Annotated in this window: 19 protein-coding genes; all 19 read right to left on the bottom strand. The window is 45.4% G+C overall.

What is annotated here, in order from left to right; all coding sequences use genetic code 11:
- Positions 1-82: 82 nt before the first annotated feature.
- Positions 83-679 (bottom strand): hypothetical protein, encoded by a 597-nt coding sequence (locus WC676_06370; GenBank protein ID MFA5060237.1) that lies wholly within the window; start codon positions 677-679, stop codon positions 83-85.
- Complete coding sequence (locus tag WC676_06365) at positions 669-1,076, bottom strand: prepilin-type N-terminal cleavage/methylation domain-containing protein (protein MFA5060236.1); 408 nt, start codon at positions 1,074-1,076, stop codon at positions 669-671. Before WC676_06365 ends, WC676_06370 begins: the two co-directional genes overlap by 11 nt.
- Before the next feature lie 3 nt (positions 1,077-1,079).
- Positions 1,080-1,532 carry a type II secretion system protein gene (locus WC676_06360; protein MFA5060235.1) on the bottom strand — a complete coding sequence of 151 codons (453 nt, stop codon included), beginning with the start codon at positions 1,530-1,532 and terminating at the stop codon, positions 1,080-1,082.
- A 12-nt stretch (positions 1,533-1,544) separates the two neighbouring features.
- A complete protein-coding gene (locus WC676_06355) occupies positions 1,545-1,988 on the bottom strand; it encodes a prepilin-type N-terminal cleavage/methylation domain-containing protein (GenBank protein ID MFA5060234.1) in 444 nt (147 codons plus the stop codon).
- A 12-nt stretch (positions 1,989-2,000) separates the two neighbouring features.
- Positions 2,001-2,438, bottom strand: coding sequence for a prepilin-type N-terminal cleavage/methylation domain-containing protein (locus WC676_06350; GenBank protein ID MFA5060233.1), 438 nt, complete (start codon positions 2,436-2,438; stop codon positions 2,001-2,003).
- Positions 2,439-2,445: 7 nt separating this feature from the next.
- Entirely contained in the window at positions 2,446-2,883 is a 438-nt protein-coding gene (locus WC676_06345; GenBank protein ID MFA5060232.1) for a prepilin-type N-terminal cleavage/methylation domain-containing protein, read from the bottom strand.
- A gap of 56 nt (positions 2,884-2,939) precedes the next feature.
- Complete coding sequence (locus WC676_06340; protein ID MFA5060231.1) at positions 2,940-3,344, bottom strand: type IV pilin protein; 405 nt, start codon at positions 3,342-3,344, stop codon at positions 2,940-2,942.
- Positions 3,345-3,449: 105 nt separating this feature from the next.
- Complete coding sequence (locus WC676_06335; GenBank protein MFA5060230.1) at positions 3,450-4,685, bottom strand: type II secretion system F family protein; 1,236 nt, start codon at positions 4,683-4,685, stop codon at positions 3,450-3,452.
- Positions 4,686-4,696: 11 nt separating this feature from the next.
- Positions 4,697-6,436, bottom strand: coding sequence for an ATPase, T2SS/T4P/T4SS family (locus WC676_06330; protein ID MFA5060229.1), 1,740 nt, complete (start codon positions 6,434-6,436; stop codon positions 4,697-4,699).
- A gap of 6 nt (positions 6,437-6,442) precedes the next feature.
- The gene (locus WC676_06325; protein ID MFA5060228.1) at positions 6,443-7,963 is read right to left on the bottom strand and encodes a secretin N-terminal domain-containing protein; all 1,521 of its coding nucleotides are present in this window, start codon (positions 7,961-7,963) and stop codon (positions 6,443-6,445) included.
- Positions 7,964-8,008: 45 nt separating this feature from the next.
- Positions 8,009-8,443 carry a hypothetical protein gene (locus WC676_06320; protein ID MFA5060227.1) on the bottom strand — a complete coding sequence of 145 codons (435 nt, stop codon included), beginning with the start codon at positions 8,441-8,443 and terminating at the stop codon, positions 8,009-8,011.
- A complete protein-coding gene (pilO, locus tag WC676_06315) occupies positions 8,440-9,042 on the bottom strand; it encodes a type 4a pilus biogenesis protein PilO (protein MFA5060226.1) in 603 nt (200 codons plus the stop codon). The genes WC676_06320 and pilO overlap by 4 nt, the downstream gene beginning before the upstream one ends.
- A gap of 5 nt (positions 9,043-9,047) precedes the next feature.
- On the bottom strand, positions 9,048-10,610 hold the full coding sequence (gene pilM / locus WC676_06310; GenBank protein MFA5060225.1) for a pilus assembly protein PilM: 1,563 nt from the start codon (positions 10,608-10,610) through the stop codon (positions 9,048-9,050).
- Positions 10,600-10,785 (bottom strand): helix-turn-helix domain-containing protein, encoded by a 186-nt coding sequence (locus WC676_06305; GenBank protein MFA5060224.1) that lies wholly within the window; start codon positions 10,783-10,785, stop codon positions 10,600-10,602. The genes pilM and WC676_06305 overlap by 11 nt, the downstream gene beginning before the upstream one ends.
- 183 nt (positions 10,786-10,968) lie before the next feature.
- Positions 10,969-11,310 carry a hypothetical protein gene (locus WC676_06300; GenBank protein ID MFA5060223.1) on the bottom strand — a complete coding sequence of 114 codons (342 nt, stop codon included), beginning with the start codon at positions 11,308-11,310 and terminating at the stop codon, positions 10,969-10,971.
- The gene (locus tag WC676_06295) at positions 11,279-11,548 is read right to left on the bottom strand and encodes a hypothetical protein (protein MFA5060222.1); all 270 of its coding nucleotides are present in this window, start codon (positions 11,546-11,548) and stop codon (positions 11,279-11,281) included. Before WC676_06295 ends, WC676_06300 begins: the two co-directional genes overlap by 32 nt.
- A 427-nt stretch (positions 11,549-11,975) precedes the next feature.
- On the bottom strand, positions 11,976-12,380 hold the full coding sequence (locus tag WC676_06290; protein ID MFA5060221.1) for a biopolymer transporter ExbD: 405 nt from the start codon (positions 12,378-12,380) through the stop codon (positions 11,976-11,978).
- Positions 12,370-13,050, bottom strand: coding sequence for a MotA/TolQ/ExbB proton channel family protein (locus tag WC676_06285; protein MFA5060220.1), 681 nt, complete (start codon positions 13,048-13,050; stop codon positions 12,370-12,372). The genes WC676_06290 and WC676_06285 overlap by 11 nt, the downstream gene beginning before the upstream one ends.
- Positions 13,051-13,089: 39 nt before the next feature.
- The gene (locus WC676_06280; protein MFA5060219.1) at positions 13,090-15,564 is read right to left on the bottom strand and encodes a tetratricopeptide repeat protein; all 2,475 of its coding nucleotides are present in this window, start codon (positions 15,562-15,564) and stop codon (positions 13,090-13,092) included.
- Between the last annotated feature and the right edge of the window lie 12 nt (positions 15,565-15,576).

The following is a 15,576-nucleotide window of genomic DNA, read 5'->3' as shown; positions in this document are numbered from 1 at the left end:
AATCTTTTTAATTGAACGGTCTACGTGAAGAGGTATCTTAGCAAAACAAGGGGCTTGTGACAAGTTTTTATCTTCACAAAAATTAGAAGCTATGGCTGTCGGGGCGCACGCGGGAGGTAAGTGTATATTCCGGATTGGTGACACTTGCTGGTTGGGTTGGATCCATGCGGCTTTTTAAAGTTATCTCAATATAATTTTCCATAAGCACGGGGTCTTGCTGCAGACTGTAGTCAAAAACATCAACACTTCCTATGATTTCATTACCAGGTACTGCTGGCCCGCAATCAAAGGGATCAATGGGGGGAATATCGTCGATGCACTTGTAAAGCGTTGTTGATGCGGCGGGGAGAGTATAACAAACCCAGCGATCGTCGTTGTAGTTCCCTGGTGTTCCGGGCGGCGGTCCAGCATCTTGACGAATGCAAAAGTGACTTGCTGTGGGGTCAATTCCTGTGCTTGGTAGCGTCGTGCCGTTACCAATGGCAAGCGATGCGTTTTTAATGATGTCAGCCATGGTGGCGGTTGTGCGCATGGTAACGATGGCATTGCGCGTTGTTCCCTGCCCGGATTGGCGAATGGCAAAATCCATGGAAGCAACGGCCGCCATGATAAGCCCGGTGACAACAGTTGCGGTTAAAAGCTCTGCTAGCGTGAGAGATTTTTTTGTCTTAAGGTTCATCGTAAGTTATTGTTTGGTCAACTTTGTATAGGACTCGAGCTGCATCACCGTTTGTATCTACGTCATCACAAATATATTGAAACTGCAAATTGAAAGGGTTGGCTGATAAACGATCATACGTTGGATTTGTTCCGGCAGCTGGTAAAAGCGTGTTAGGCCAAGGTTGGGGATTTCCATCGCAAGTGAGTGGCCAAGCAGCTTGTCCGATCTTTGAGCGTAATTCTTCTAAAAGTTGCCGGCCGATATTTGTTACTTCTAACCGGCGCTCTGCCTTATCGGAGCCACCGCGCAGGCTTGAGACGGTAGCGAACAATCCAACGGCTGCGATGGTGAAAATAACCGAGGCGACGAGAACTTCAATAAGAGAAAAACCCTTATTGTTTTTGTATTTGTTCATGGATTATGGCGTTGGGCAATTCGGTTGGCATAATTCGCACGTTCCGGCCGAACAGCGCGGCCAACCTGCATTAATATTGCCGCGGCTTTGCAGCGTCCAAGCCGGAGCGGCGGATGTTGCTTCGCACCAATACGGGCCACCATTCATATCGAAGCAAGTATAAGCTGTGCTTCCGATCGTTGGCAAAGAAAGGCGAAGATTTTGATTGATTTCTTGTGCGTTGCAGCCGGAGCTACAGACGTAAGCAAGGGTTGGCCAAAATTCTCCGTGTTCACTGCGGTATATTTCTTGAGCTGATTTGGCTGCCAGAAGGTTCATGGCCGCGCTTCGCTCTTGAGAGCGTTGCACCGCAACATTGTAATTTGGAATAGCGACTGCCGCCGTGACGCCGATAATGATAGCGACGGTCAAAAGCTCCATTAAGGTAAACGATTTTCGCGACTTGAGTAAAAGCATAGTTTTCATCCTCTACGGAATCATAAAAGCCGGACATGATGCTCCGGCCGGAATACCAAGTTTTGCACAGGTGATATTATCCGCAAGACGGTCGCAACAAACAACTGTTCCCGCATTGCTGATGTGTATAGTGTAAAGCCTTGTTGCGCCTTGCATACGGGAAATTGCGCCAACTTCATTGACGTTGGCGCTTGCCGAAGGAGCAGAAAAATTTGTGGACGGGCCAACACCGATATCCAAATCAGCCGCAGAATTCGCATAGGCGCCCGTCTCAATTCTGTGGCGCTCTTGAGAGGCGCGAATAGCGGTTAATGTGCTAATTCCTTCCGCGGAAATTTGAGTTTCAATTGTGTTGATGTAATTAGGAACGGCAAAGGCGGCGAGAATTCCGACAATGATAACAACCGTCAAAAGCTCCATTAACGTAAATGCCCTTTTTTGATTTGATGAAAACATAAAAGCCTCTTTCTAATTGCACGCCATGCACGCGCCGACATCAGTGGCTATTCCTAATCGTGCGCAATCAAAGCCTGCTCCGTCACAGCAATCAATTGTTCCATCGGTAGCCATATAAAGCCAATAGTTTAAACGAATGTTGCGAACCTGAGCTATGTACGTAGTGCGACAAGCCAGATAACTGTCAAAATTTTGAGATGCAGGGATCGTGATGTCAAGATTGGTCAAATTTCCTGAGGCATCCAAGTCAAAATTACCGCCGTTACGCAAGGCGAAACGATGCTGTGCGGCGCGAATAGTAGATAATATTTGAACGCCTTCGGAAGCAATTTGCCGCTCAACAATCGTCGTGTACTTTGGGATCGCAAGCCCGGCCAAAATGCCGATCGCAATAACAACCACGACAAGCTCAGTTAACGTAAAAGCCTTTTTTGTATGACGACTCAGCATGTTTTCCTTATGGGCAATTTGGCAATGCCGCGATCTGGGTAAATCCCATGCGTTGACAGAGAACATTTCCGTGACATTCAATATCGCCATTATCGTAAATGAGAAGCCGATATCGTCGAGGAATGTCGCGAATCCGAGCCAAAGGAACAGCTCCCCCCCCCGCGCAAATTTCCGGTGTTTCAAAATAATTTAAAGGAACAGGAATATCAACGTCAATGTCAAGGATGTTGGTCGTGTACGCGCCGCCATTAGCTAAGGCAAAGCGCTCTTGCGCGCTGCGAATCGCCCCTAAAATATTCACACCTTCCACCGCCCTGTTGCGTTCCAGGGCGGCGGTAAAGTGCGGTAAAGCAATGCCGGCAAGAATGGCGATAACAATGGTGACCACCACCAATTCCATCAAAGTAAAAGCGCTTTGATTGTTTTTTGACACTGCTTTCTGCACGTTAACCGCCTTGTTTTCATGACGGTGCTTTTCAGCACCGTCATGAAAATATAAGACTATCTAATTCCCGAGAAAATACCGTTACCGCCCTTTGCGCCGGTTTGATCAATCCAGATGATGTCCGTAGGAACGGCAACGCTGCCTGTTGCCGTGATGTTAAACGTTCCAGCAGCTAAGCCGCCGATTCCGTAAGTAAAATGTGCGTTAGGTTCTAAGCCCGGATCACCGGTGTCGAGATCGTCAAACGTATCACAAGGCGCGTAGCTGCTTGAGAACAGATAGCAACGATTCATGGCTTGACGTAGGGCTGATAAATTTGCCAAAGCCTCCGCTGAGTAAGAATATTGTGATGTGCGCAAGAACCTAGGCATGGCTAAACTGGCGAGAATGGCGATGATGATGATGACGATGATGATTTCAAGCAGTGTAAAACCGCTTTTGTTACGTAGTCTCCTGTTCATTTCCCCCTCCTTTTGTTTGTTTGAAAAGTATGATGACTGTATATTTTTATCGAAAAACAGCTTTTCGTAATTTGGTATTTACCACCTCCTGTATTCTGAGAAAAATTATCCGCCGCCTATCTGGGCGAGGTTAAATATTGGCATAAACATCGCGATAACAATAGTTCCGATGACAGCGCCCATAAAAACCAGCATCACGGGCTCAAAGATCGTTCCAAAACGCTTCATAAACGTTTGGACGTAATTTTGATAAAACTCGGCAACGCTTCTAAGCATTTTGCCGAGTTCTCCGGTCTCTTCGCCGATCAAGATCATTTGAACGGCCATGGGAGGAAAGAATCCGCTTTTCATCATCGGTTCCGCGACAAGCTTTCCTTCCCTGACATTATTTTTTATTTCACCAATAACATTAGCGCAAGTTCTGTTTCCCACCATGCGCTGAGCGATGTCTAAAGCGTACAGGATCGGGACACCGCTATCTACTAAAATGGACAATTGTGAGGTAAATCGTTCCACCACAATTGTTTTCATAACGTAGCCGAATTTGGGGATCTTGAATAAAAATCCTTCAAATTGTAATTGCCCTTTCGGCGTTGCGATGTACTTCTTTATTAGTATAAATATAGCACAAATGGCGCCTATCAACACGAGGAATTTCTCTTTTATAAAGTCAAAAACAACTAAAAGCGCGCTGGTCAAAGGGGGCAATTGAACGTGAAATTGGTCAAAGATCGTCTTAAATTTTGGCCCGATGACCAAGGCAAAAAAGACAATGGCACCTGTAGCAACGAGCATAAGAATGGCAGGATAAATGATGGCTGAAATAATGGAAGCCTGGAAAGCAGACTCTTGTTCCATATAGGTCGCGAGCTTTTCTAAGACGGTTGGCATGGTTCCGGAGGCCTCGCCGACTTCGATAAGGCTGACCCAAAATTGGTTAAAAACTTTTGGATGCTTGGCAAGGCTAGCGCTTAAAGATCCACCGTGCTCAACATCTTTTTTAACTTCAATTAATGTTTCGGAGAGTTGTTTGCTTTCCACCTGCATAGAAATGACATCAAGGCTTCGTGTGAGCGTAACCCCGGAATTAAGCATAGTAGAAAGCTGATGACAGAACATCAAGAGATCATCTAAATTGACTTTATTATGGGTGAATGTTCCCTTGACGACCGGCCTGCCGTCAGATCTTTTTCCTGCGGTTGGTTTAAAGGGCGCAACACTGACAATAAAATAACCTTGCGCTTGAAGTCGCGAGACTAGTGCGCCTTGATCCGGCGCGTCATCTGTTGCGCTTACGGTCTTTCCGTTAATATCTTTAGCGGTATAAGAAAAACGCGGCACGAAACTCTCCTTTAGCTTAGGGCGACACTAAGAATTTCTTCCAAGCTGGTTAATCCTGCTTCAACTTTTTTTATTCCAGATTCAAACAATGTGTCCATTCCGTTTTTCCGGGCGACATCTTTGATCTGCATATAGGACGCGTGGCCGGCAATGAGCTTTCGAATTTCTTCGTCGATCGGCATGATCTCGCCAAGAGCGATGCGTCCTTTGTATCCTGTTTGATTGCATTCTTCGCAACCCTTGGCGCGGTAAATTAGATCGGCCTTGATCTTTATGCCGCCGAGTTGTTCCGGCGTCGGTTCATAAGCTTCTTTACATTTGGGGCAAAGTTTTCGGCCTAATCTTTGGGCGATGACTAAAATAAGCGAAGGCATAAGCAAATATGGCTCAATACCAATATCTAAAAGCCTTGTGACGGCGGATGCGGAATCGTTGGTATGAAGCGTGCTTAAAACAAAATGTCCGGTTAAAGCGGCTCGGACGCAAATTTGTGCGGTTTCAAGATCGCGGACTTCTCCCACCATCATAACATCCGGGTCTTGGCGTAGAAATGCTCTAAGGGCTGAAGCAAATGTTAATCCGATATCCGGCTTGACATTGACTTGATTGATCCCGTCGAGGCGAAATTCCACGGGGTCTTCAACGGTAATGATATTTTTCTTAGGGTCCGCACATTCGCGAAGCGCGGCGTAAAGCGATGTTGACTTCCCGCTTCCCGTCGGCCCGGTGACAAAAACTAAGCCATAAGGTGAATGAATGGCTTTACGGATCAGGTCCAGTTGTTTTTGTTCAAACCCTAAATAAGAGAGATCGAGCGGAACAGCGTTTTTATCTAAAATTCGCATGACGATTTTTTCGCCCCAGATGGTGGGGATGGTAGAAATTCTTAAGTCAACCACACGATCTTCAAGCTTAACGACGATCGCTCCGTCTTGCGGAAGCCTTTTTTCGGCGATATCAAGTTTCGCTAAAATTTTAATACGGGAAATAATGGGAAGATGTAAATGCCTCGCCGGCGGCGGAATTTCATAAAGGATGCCGTCAATGCGATAGCGCAAATTGATCTTGTCTTTATACGGTTCAATATGAATATCACTGGCGCGCTCATCAATAGCTTGACGGATAATAAGGTCAACAAGCTTAACGACAGGGGCTTCTTCGGCGCGGGCGATCAATTTATCAAGGCTTAATTCTGTTTCTTCATCATCCGACGGAAGGATCTGATTCGCTTCGCTGGTTTGCCGGGCGCTAGGCGTATAGGTATCTTGAACCGCTTCCCCCAACATCGATGTTTGTGAAGTTGACGCAGGCAAGCTGCTATAAAAATCATCAATGGCTTTGATGATGTCGGTTCTTCCGGCGATGACAAGGTTGATCTCGCAAGATGTCATTTTGCGTAAATTATCGATCATGAGCAGATCCAAAGGATCGAAGACGGCGCAGGTTAAGGAATTTAAGTTGCGTGATAAAGGTAAGACCAGATTTTTTTGAGCGAATTCCTTCGGAATGAGGTCTTGCAAGCCCTGCTCTTTTTGCGGATGAAGTAACCCTGAACTGCGCGACGCGTAGGGCAAAAGAAGTTGTTTACCTAAGGCGGCAACCATCTCTTCTTCTTTGATGATGCCAAGCTTAACTAAAATTTCACCAATGCGGCCGCCGTCTTTTTTCTGAACAGCGATCGCTTGGCCAAGTTGATTAGCGCTAATTAAGCCTTGCTGGACGAGTATTTCGCCGAGCTTGCGATAGGTCATGTGGATTTACCTTTGATTTTCTATCCGCTTTAGCGTATCGGTTATTTGCTGGCGACGCGATTCGGGAACATCTTGTTCGCGCACGATGTCCTGAGGATTTGTGGTTAATGCGAGTTTTGCGGTTGTTGCGTCGCTGACGATGTGCGGCGTAATAAAAATGATCAGTTCTCGTTCGATGTCGCTTTTGTCTTTATGGCGAAAAGCCGCGCCGACAATAGGAATATCTCCCAAGACCGGAACTTTTGTGGTCGTATTTGTTAAGTCTGTTCGCAAAAGCCCGCCTAAGATAATTGTGTCGCCGTCTTGAACGCGCAAGATCGATTTTGTTCCCCGCTCTTCCGGATCTTTAAAAGTTTTTCCCTCGAATGTCGCGCCGGAGCGCGCCTGAATAACGCGCGGCGCGATCGCCATCGTGATTTCGCGGGTTGTTAAATTGGCCTGCGGCGTTACGGTTAAAAAAACGCCGGTTTGCACACGTTCGGCTTCTACGGTTGTCGTTGCGTTGGATTGCGCGGAGTCTGTGACTGTCTGAACTCCGATGGCTTCATTTGTCGAAATTTTAATTTGCGCCGTTTGATTATTGAGCGTTAAAATTCTTGGACGGGCAAGATTTTTCGTGTCGGTCTGCGTACGCAAAAATTGCAACGTTGCCGATAGCCCGGCCGCGCTTATTGTCCCCACCCGATATTCCGCTTCTTCAAAGGCAAAGCCTTTTCGCAAAAGGTTATTTTGGTTCCACGGATAAACGTGGTCACGTTCTCCGCCGGTGAATGTCAAAGGTGTATCGCCAAATTTAATACCGAGTTTATCCGCGTTATCCTTGGAAACATCGAGCATTTCTGTTTCAATGAGGATTTGCGACACCGGAACATCTAAGCGCGCGATCGTTTGCTCAATCAAAGGAAATTGGCTGGGAATATCCGTTACAATAATGCTATTGGTGCGAGGGTCTTCAACGATCTTTCCGGATTCGCTTAAGATCGTTTTAAGGGCTGACGCAACGCCATTTTCGGCCTGGCCTGTCGAGCCGAACATTGTGTTTTGATTGCTGGTGCCTTCGCTATCTTCTTCGTCTTCGATGTTTATGGTTGCGTTGAATTTCGATGATTGCACCGTCGCATTTTTTAGGTAGTAAACCCGCGTGACTAGCTCTTTAACCGGGGCCCCTAATGATTTAACGATGAAAATATTGCTGTCAGCCTGGATCTCGTAGGTCAGATTGTTGGCGCTGAGGATCTTTTCTAAGGCTTGCTCAACGGGAACTTTGTCTAAAAATAAGGTGATCTTTTTTTCGATGACTTCTTGTTCGGCGATAAAATTCAAGCCCGATTGTTGGGAAAATATTTTTAAGACATCGTTAAGTGCCGCGTCTTTAAAATCCATGGAAATTGTTTTTGAGGTTTGAGGGTTTAAGAAAAACCTGTCTTCTAAAGATAAAGACTGCGCGGATGCGCCGGAAGAAAAGAAAAGAAATAATCCCAGGAAACCAAGGAATGAAAAAATAGATACGTTTTTTCTTGTGATCATGAGCCCCTCTCTTTTATATACTGCTATTTTATCACTCCAAAAATTTTAGAACAGCTGTTCTTTAATTATTTCTTTTGGGCTAGAATCCGGGCCGACTTCATAATGGCGCTGCTGAAAAACTATCTCGATGCCTGAGCGGTCAATGGCAACGATCTCAACACCGTCCACCGTATCACCTAGCCCGACGATCTTATTGTTAACGATCGCCTGAGGCCGATTAGTATTCCAGATGAGCCCGTTGATCAGTAGATTAGGAAGTTCCATCATGGGTTGAGCTATGAATTGCTCTTGCGGTTCGACGATGGCGATGGGGCTGTCAACAGCGACAGGCTCTACAACAGCTGGTTTTGGCAAAGCGGGAACAAAAGGATTTAAAAATGCCTGCGCGTCATCGGCGATAGGCAGAATTTGCTCATCCTCGCCTGAGGCGGATGAAGCCAGAAGAAAAACTAAACAAATCGGAAGTAAGATTTTTTTCATTTTCTTAATTTAACGGATTCAATGGTTATGCTGATCTTAACTGATCCCGGTTCGCTGTCGCCGGTGTTCGTTGTGTAGCGAGAATCAAGTTCCGTCGCCCAATGTTCAATGCGCAGCCCGTAGGGCGAATTCTCAATGTCGCGAATAAAAAACGCGATGTTTTCATAGGATGCGGCTGAAGCGCTTAACTGGATCCCGACCGTGTCGTAGAAATCTGTTTGCTGTCCGTCTTTGGGCGTAAATGAGGAGATCTGAATGCTATGAAGGATCGCAAACTCATTAATTTTGTCCATCATCTGCCCCGCGTCAGAAAATCCCGAAGGAAACGACGCTAAAAGATCGTCTAGGTTCTTTCGTGATTTCTCGTAATTCTTGATCGCGTCATTTTTTGTCGCAAAGCCGCTGATGTCGGAGCGAAGCTTAGCTTCCTGCACTTTAAGATTTTCAAAAATATTTCCCGCCAGAAGGAATGTGGCCACAACGATCGCGATGTTTAAAAGGATATCTTTGCGTTGCTTTAGCGATTGACTGAGTTTTCCAACGTCAATCTTGGCAATGTCAATTTGCGAAAGTTCTCGGCCTATGTTTTGTATGTCCATATGTTTTACCGGCAAATGATCTTAAAAGAAGTTACCGTGTGCTCTTTCAAGTCCTGTTTTTGTGCGTTCACTAATGAAATAGCCTCAAAGGGCTGTGAAAATTGCTTATCATTTTTTAAACTTGCGATCAGTTTATTAACGAGATTGATCTGCTGATTGGGATCTTGGGCAAAAACAAAACCGTCCATGTCCAGGGATGTCCGGGAATTCATTAGTGGTTCATCGCCGGGTTTTTGCGCTCGCCCAGAAAATGTCCGCGGATCAGACGCGTTGGTAAAATCAATGGTAAGCCGCGACAGCCAAGCGCCCTCCGGAAGAAGATGAGGGATGCGCTGTAAGAAAAAAGAAACATTGCTCTTTAAACGTATGTTCGCGTAACCTTTGATTTTTTTATCCAGGTCTTTTTGCTTCGTTTCAATATCCACAATGGAAAGTGATTCGTAAACTCCCTGCCTGGTCATTTGATCGGATAGTTTTTTTTGGTAGTCAGCTATCTTTAGGTGCTGAAAACCGAAAAGCGCCATGACTAAACAAGCGCATGCGGCGGCAATTTTGATCGTAAGATTATAATTAAGTTTTGGCGCTTCAAATATTTTTTCCGGCTCAACGGGCTTCGCGCGTGACTTGATCAGATTGATGTTCAAGTTAAAAGGAATAGCGTCTTTTAAGCTGCCGCCCAGCGCGTTGAGAACGCCGGAGCTGACCTCTTCTTCAACGCCAAGCAATTGCCGCGCGTTGATCGTTGAAATATTGGCAATCGAAAGTTCCTCGGATAAACGCTGAACGAAGTCTTTTGACTCAAAGGATGAAACGAGCAATATTTTTTCAACGTTCCCGGCATTTTGACGGCGGTCGTATTCAATGGAAATGCGGATCTCGCTGGTGATCCGCTCGCCTAAAAGCGTTGGGTCGAGCTGTGTAAGCTCGTGCGACCCGGAGGACAGCCGGAAATCCCGGACAAACTGAGGAATGCCATGATCAACGATGATGATGGTTCCCTCTGCTTTGTTCATCTGGACAATAGCTGTTTTCTGATTAGGGTTAACTTGCTTTTTTAGCGATAATAACCGCAAAAGGCTTAGCGATGCCGGTTCGATCAGAAGCGTTTTAAGCCCGGCCTGCTCCAGGACGGAGCAGTATCGGTCTAAAACGTCTTTTTTAATGCCGACAAATAAAATGCGCAGGCGCTTGCTCTTTTTTTCAATGATCGGCGCGGAATGGTAAGTGTAAGCGATGTCTTCAAGCTTGAATGGAATGTAGCGGCGCGCCTCAAAATCAATAACGCCTTTAACTTCGGAAGCGGCCATCCAGGGGATAAAGAATGATCTTAAGATGATGTCTTGGTTTGCGAGCGAAATGTAAACCTCAGAGGTGTCAATTTTACGGTCTCTTAAGGACTTTTGAATAATGGCGGTAAGCTTGATGTCGTTGGGTAAAGCGGTGTTTTGGGTATTATCCAGCAGGTTATGGGGAACATCAAAGAAATTCGTAATAGCCTTCTTTTGCGTTTCCACAAAACATAAGGAATTGGGGCCGAAGAATATGCAGACTTGTTTCTTATTCGCCATGCCGGACCTTTCGTGATTGGGCTTTTAACCACTTGTCAACTTCGCGCTTGTCAAAACGCCAAACCCCGCCGATCTTTATTCCGGAAATTTTCCTTTGGCTCAACCAGTTGTAAATGGTTTGCTTCTGGAGCTTTAGGTATTTTGCGAGTTCCTCGACGTCAAGTAGGCTGGTCACGATACGATCCCCTTTGCCGATGATTCATAAAGGACTTACGTTAAATTCCTTAGTATTCCTCAGATATCCCTAGATATCATTAGACTATAATAGACTTACCGCGTCAACAGATAATTTTTTTATTTTTCCGCCGTTATTCTTTCTGGTAGATAAAATTAATTAGCTGTTTTGTGTAAGGCGGAATTAGTTAGAAACTTGGAAGCTGAAAGTATCCGTACCGTTGGGGCCTGTCCCTACGGAGTTAGTCTGGGTGATGGAATAGGTTTTTCCATCCATTGTTTCAGTGGGAGGAGGCGGTAGCGCGCCTGCCGAGGCAGTTAAATTATGATAATTATACCAAAAAGCGCCCTTGGCAAGCTGTTCGGCTTTAATACGGTCGATTTGATGTTGGCTCATTAAGGCTTGATTGGTGTTTGTGCTTAGCAAGCCTACGGCCAGGATCATGAGGGTAAAAATGATAATAACAACCGTAATGAGGACAATGCCGGATTTGTTATTTTTTTTTGTTTTGAGTGGATATTTCACGAGCTGCTCCTGTGTCTTCGGCTGCGATGTAGCTTTCGCAACGCGGACAGATTTTAACTTTGCTATTCTCGTAATCAAAGAAAACATGTGTGCAAAACGGGCATTGCTGAAGATATTGCGCGTCTCCCTGCCCTTTTTTCTCGGTACTGTAATTATAGAATATCCATATACCGATAACAAGCAAGATAACGGAAAAAAGGTAAGCGGCAACAGCCGCAGAAAGATCAAGGGAGATCATTTTCGTAAGGTTTAAGCGGTTTTAACGGCTCGAGCAAGGCTTCGGGGGCCTTGGAAGGTGGCGTTTGGCTTTTGACCGTCGATTTGGGAGGTTGATAGGCAGCCGGCTTTGGTGTTATTTTGGCGGCCGGCTGCCTATAAAGAGGTTTTTCCGATATTGTGGCTTTTGGCGCTGACGGGGCGCTTTTAATAAAGTTGAAATTTTCCGGAATAATATTGGCCGCGGAAGAATTCTTTGCTGTGGGCGGCCCGAACGCAAAGTCTCCGCGGTGCAAAATTGATCCCAGGAAAACAAAGGCCGGCTTTGTGCTTGCGGGAGGAGAAAGCTTGAAGGTAAAAAAGCTAAGCAAAATGGCGTGGCACGCGAAGGAAATAAAGATAATTTTTAAGGTAGAATATTTTGGCATATTAAATCGATGAGAAGATCGTTATTGTGTCCGATCGGTCGCGATATTGATCTTTTCAATGCCGAGTTTTCGGCATAGATCCCAAATATCGATAATGCGCCCCAACGAAGCTCGGCGGTCAGCTTTGATAATAACCGGGCGAGTTTTATTGCCTGCCGCGGATAATGCCGCTTCAAGCTCTTTCATGGTCGTGACGGCGCTATTAAGATAGAGGACGTTTTCACTGTTCAAAAGGATGATCAGGTTTTCTTCTTTAATAACATCGCTGGTTACTGTTTTGGGAAGTGCGACTTGGATGCTATTCTGAAAAACGAATGGCGACAAAAGCAGAAAAAAAACGAGAAGTTGAACAATGATGCTGACCATCGGAGCAACATCAATGAGCGTTAAGCCGTGCTCTAATTTAGCCTGCCGCTTAAATCTCAACTTTATGCCCTCCCTTTTTGGCCGATTGCGCTTCCAAAAGGTCCGAGAGAAGATTGACGAGCTCTGTGGCGCCGTGTTCCATTTCGTTGATGATGCCATTAACCCGGCTGACCAAATAATTGTAAGCAATATAGACCGGAATAGCGACGATAAGTCCAGCGGCGGTGGCGATAAGAGCTTGCCAAATGCCTGCGGCTAGATCGCTCGCGCTAATGGAATTTAGAGCTGAAGCGCGTGATTGAAAGGTAAAAAAACTTCCTGCAATTCCGATCACGGTCCCTAAAAACCCGAGAAGCGGCGCGATATGCGCGATGGTAGCCAAGATCCCTAGCTTTTGTTCAAGCTTTGGAATTTCGGACAAACTTGCATCTTGCATGACTTCCCTAAGTTCTTCGCGGGATGCGCCAAATTTCAGAATTCCGACTTTAAAGATCTTCGCGGCCGGCGAAGGGCTGTTGTCGCATTGCGTAACCGCTTCTTTAATATCATTTTTCTTGAGCAACTCAAAGACCGTATCGCGTAAAGTCGTGATATTAGAATTAATGTTGGAGAAATAGGTCAATTTTTCAATGATGATGGCCAAGGCAAAAACCGAACACAAAAAGATCGGCGCCATCATAGGGCCTCCGGCGACGATCAATTGCCAAGCGTTCATTTGCCAGATTATCATTGGTATTCTCCTTAATTAAGCTTTTGCTTGTGTGGGCACTTACTGCTTTGTTGCCATGATGCTGTCGATCCAGTCAATGCGCTCTTGGGCGAATTTGACCTCATCGGTTCCCGCGTCCACGATTTTTTTATAAATTAATTTCGCGTTTTCCCAATCTTCATCATCTTCGAAAATGCGCGCGATGCGTAAATGCGCTTTGCTGATCCAATGTGTTTCGTTCGGGTAAAGGTACGGAACTTTAAAATACGCCTCGACGGCTTCATTGGATCTATTCAATGTCTCTAAAAGGTCGGCAATGGAAAATTGCAGCTCCACGCTTGTGATATTGCTTAATCCGATGTCGGCACCCAAAGCGCTTTGGTAAGATTTCAAAGCATTGTCGTAGTCGCGGTTATTTTGATAGATCTCGGCGATCTTAACAAAAGCACTGCGCTTAAATTCCGGACAATTGGCCGCGACTTTATTATAGGAATTGACCGCGGCTTCGGGATTTGTTTCTTTGGCGAAAATATCGGCGATGGCAAGCTGCGCCTTCGCGTAAAGTTCGCGGTCGGAAGAATCCTTTAAAAATTTATATTCGTTGAGCGCTTTATCGAAAAGCCCCTGCGCTTGATAGGCTTGGCCTAGGCTAAAATGCGCGAGCGCGTTTTTCTCGCTTCCCGGGAATGATTCTAGGATTTGCGTGTAGTAAGTAACGGCATTATCGAGATCGGAAGCTTTTAAATAATAATCGCCGAGCCACAGCAAGGCTTCTAGGGCTGAATCGGTTTGCGGATATTTGTAGGCGACGATCTTAAATTTTATCAGCGCCTCTTTGGTGTCGCCTTGGGCAAATAAACACCGGGCCAAATTAAGTTCGCTGTCGCGCGTTAATGCCGTTTCCTGAGGAAAACCCTTGATGACTTTTTGGAATGTCTTGGACGCCTCGGCGTAATCGCTTAGGTTGAAATACGATAAAGCTAAAAGATAATGGGCGTCGCCTTGGAATTCGTTCGTTTTAGGAAGTTCGTCAATAAAGGTGATGAAATGGTCTTTGGCGTTGGCCCAATCCCCTTTTTTAAAATAGGCGACGCCCAGATAGTATTTGACGTCGCTTAAGTATTTGCTTTGCGGAAAATTTGTCTGCAGGCTTTGAAAGGCAATGGTCGCCGCTTCGGTTTTATTCTGTTTTAAAAGCGCGATGCCTTGGCGGTACTGAACATAATCGGTGTAAAGGCTGTTGGGGAATTCAGTTAATACCTTGTCGTAGGTTATGATGGCATCGTCGATCTTACCGATATCCTGATAAATATCGCCTATTTGTGTTAAGGCGCTGACCTTGGTAATTTTGCTGCCGGATTGATCGATGATGTCATTAAAGTTCTTGATGGCCAGATCGGTTTCATCCATTTTAAGATAAGTCCAACCCAACCCAAACCGTGCTTTCTCTAAAAGTTCGGAAGCGTCCGGATTTTGCGCGAACTGCGTAAGAATCAGATTATAAGAATTCAAAGCTTTCTCGTAGTCTTCGGTCAGGTAATAAACATTGGCTTTTCCTAAATAGATCTCGGCCAGCCGTGTTGTTTGTGGCGAACGTTTTAAAAGTTCATCATAGGCCGCAAGGGCTTTGGGATAATCTTTCATTTCCAAATAAAGATTAGCCTGCCCTAAATAAATTTCATCGGAAGGAAGATTTTTTTCGGCCGATAGTTTTTGCGCTTCATCAAAAAATTGCGCCGACTTTTCGAATTCGCTCAGCTTCAAATAGCTCCAGGCGATACTGATCTTTGACATTAAGCGGATCTTATCGCTGGAGGCAATGTCAACAGCCTTGGAATAATAACCGATGGCATCAATGAGCTTATCTAAGTAAAAATAAGATTCTCCGACGTAAAAATAAGCCTGGTCGTGGCGTTTAGAATTCTGGAATTTGATGACATAATCCTGGAACTGTTTGATGACCTCTTCATAAGCGCGCTCATTATAGGAACATTCGCCTAGTTTAAATAAAGCATCTTCCGATAATTCGTTCGTTGGAAATTTCTGCAGGAATACACCAAATGCTTCCTTAGCTTTCGCGTAATCTTTTTTTTCAAACAAAGCCCAAGCCAGCGAATAATGCGCTTGCGCGAAATACAAAGATTCCGGATAGGAGCTGATGATCTGCTGATATTGCGCGATGGCCTGATCGTAATCGGAGCCTTTGAGGTAGGTTTCGCCCAGCCAGTAAAGTGTCGTATCTTTCATCTCCACTGTCTGTAGGAGGCCTTGGAAAACTTCAAAGGCTTTTAAATATTGGCTTTTAAAAAAATGACATTGGCCTAAAAGAAGCCTAACTTGGGTGCGCTTGGTGTCTTGCGGATATTTTTCTAGGAATTGTTCGGCGTAGCGGATAGCGACATCATAAAATCCGTCGTCAAATGCCTTTTGAGCGACCATCAGAAGTTCGTTGGATTCATTTTCGCCGTAAGCAAAGGTCGCAGCGCTAAAAACGCAGATAAGCGCGATAAAAATAAAAAATTTTCTTAATTTCATAGCCAACATTAT

Source organism: Candidatus Omnitrophota bacterium (genome assembly GCA_041649175.1).
In the GTDB taxonomy this organism is placed as follows: Bacteria; Omnitrophota; Gorgyraeia; order Zapsychrales; family JBAZNR01; genus JBAZNR01.
Note: the sequence above shows the minus strand (reverse complement) of the source record. Positions and strands in the feature narration are given on the sequence as shown.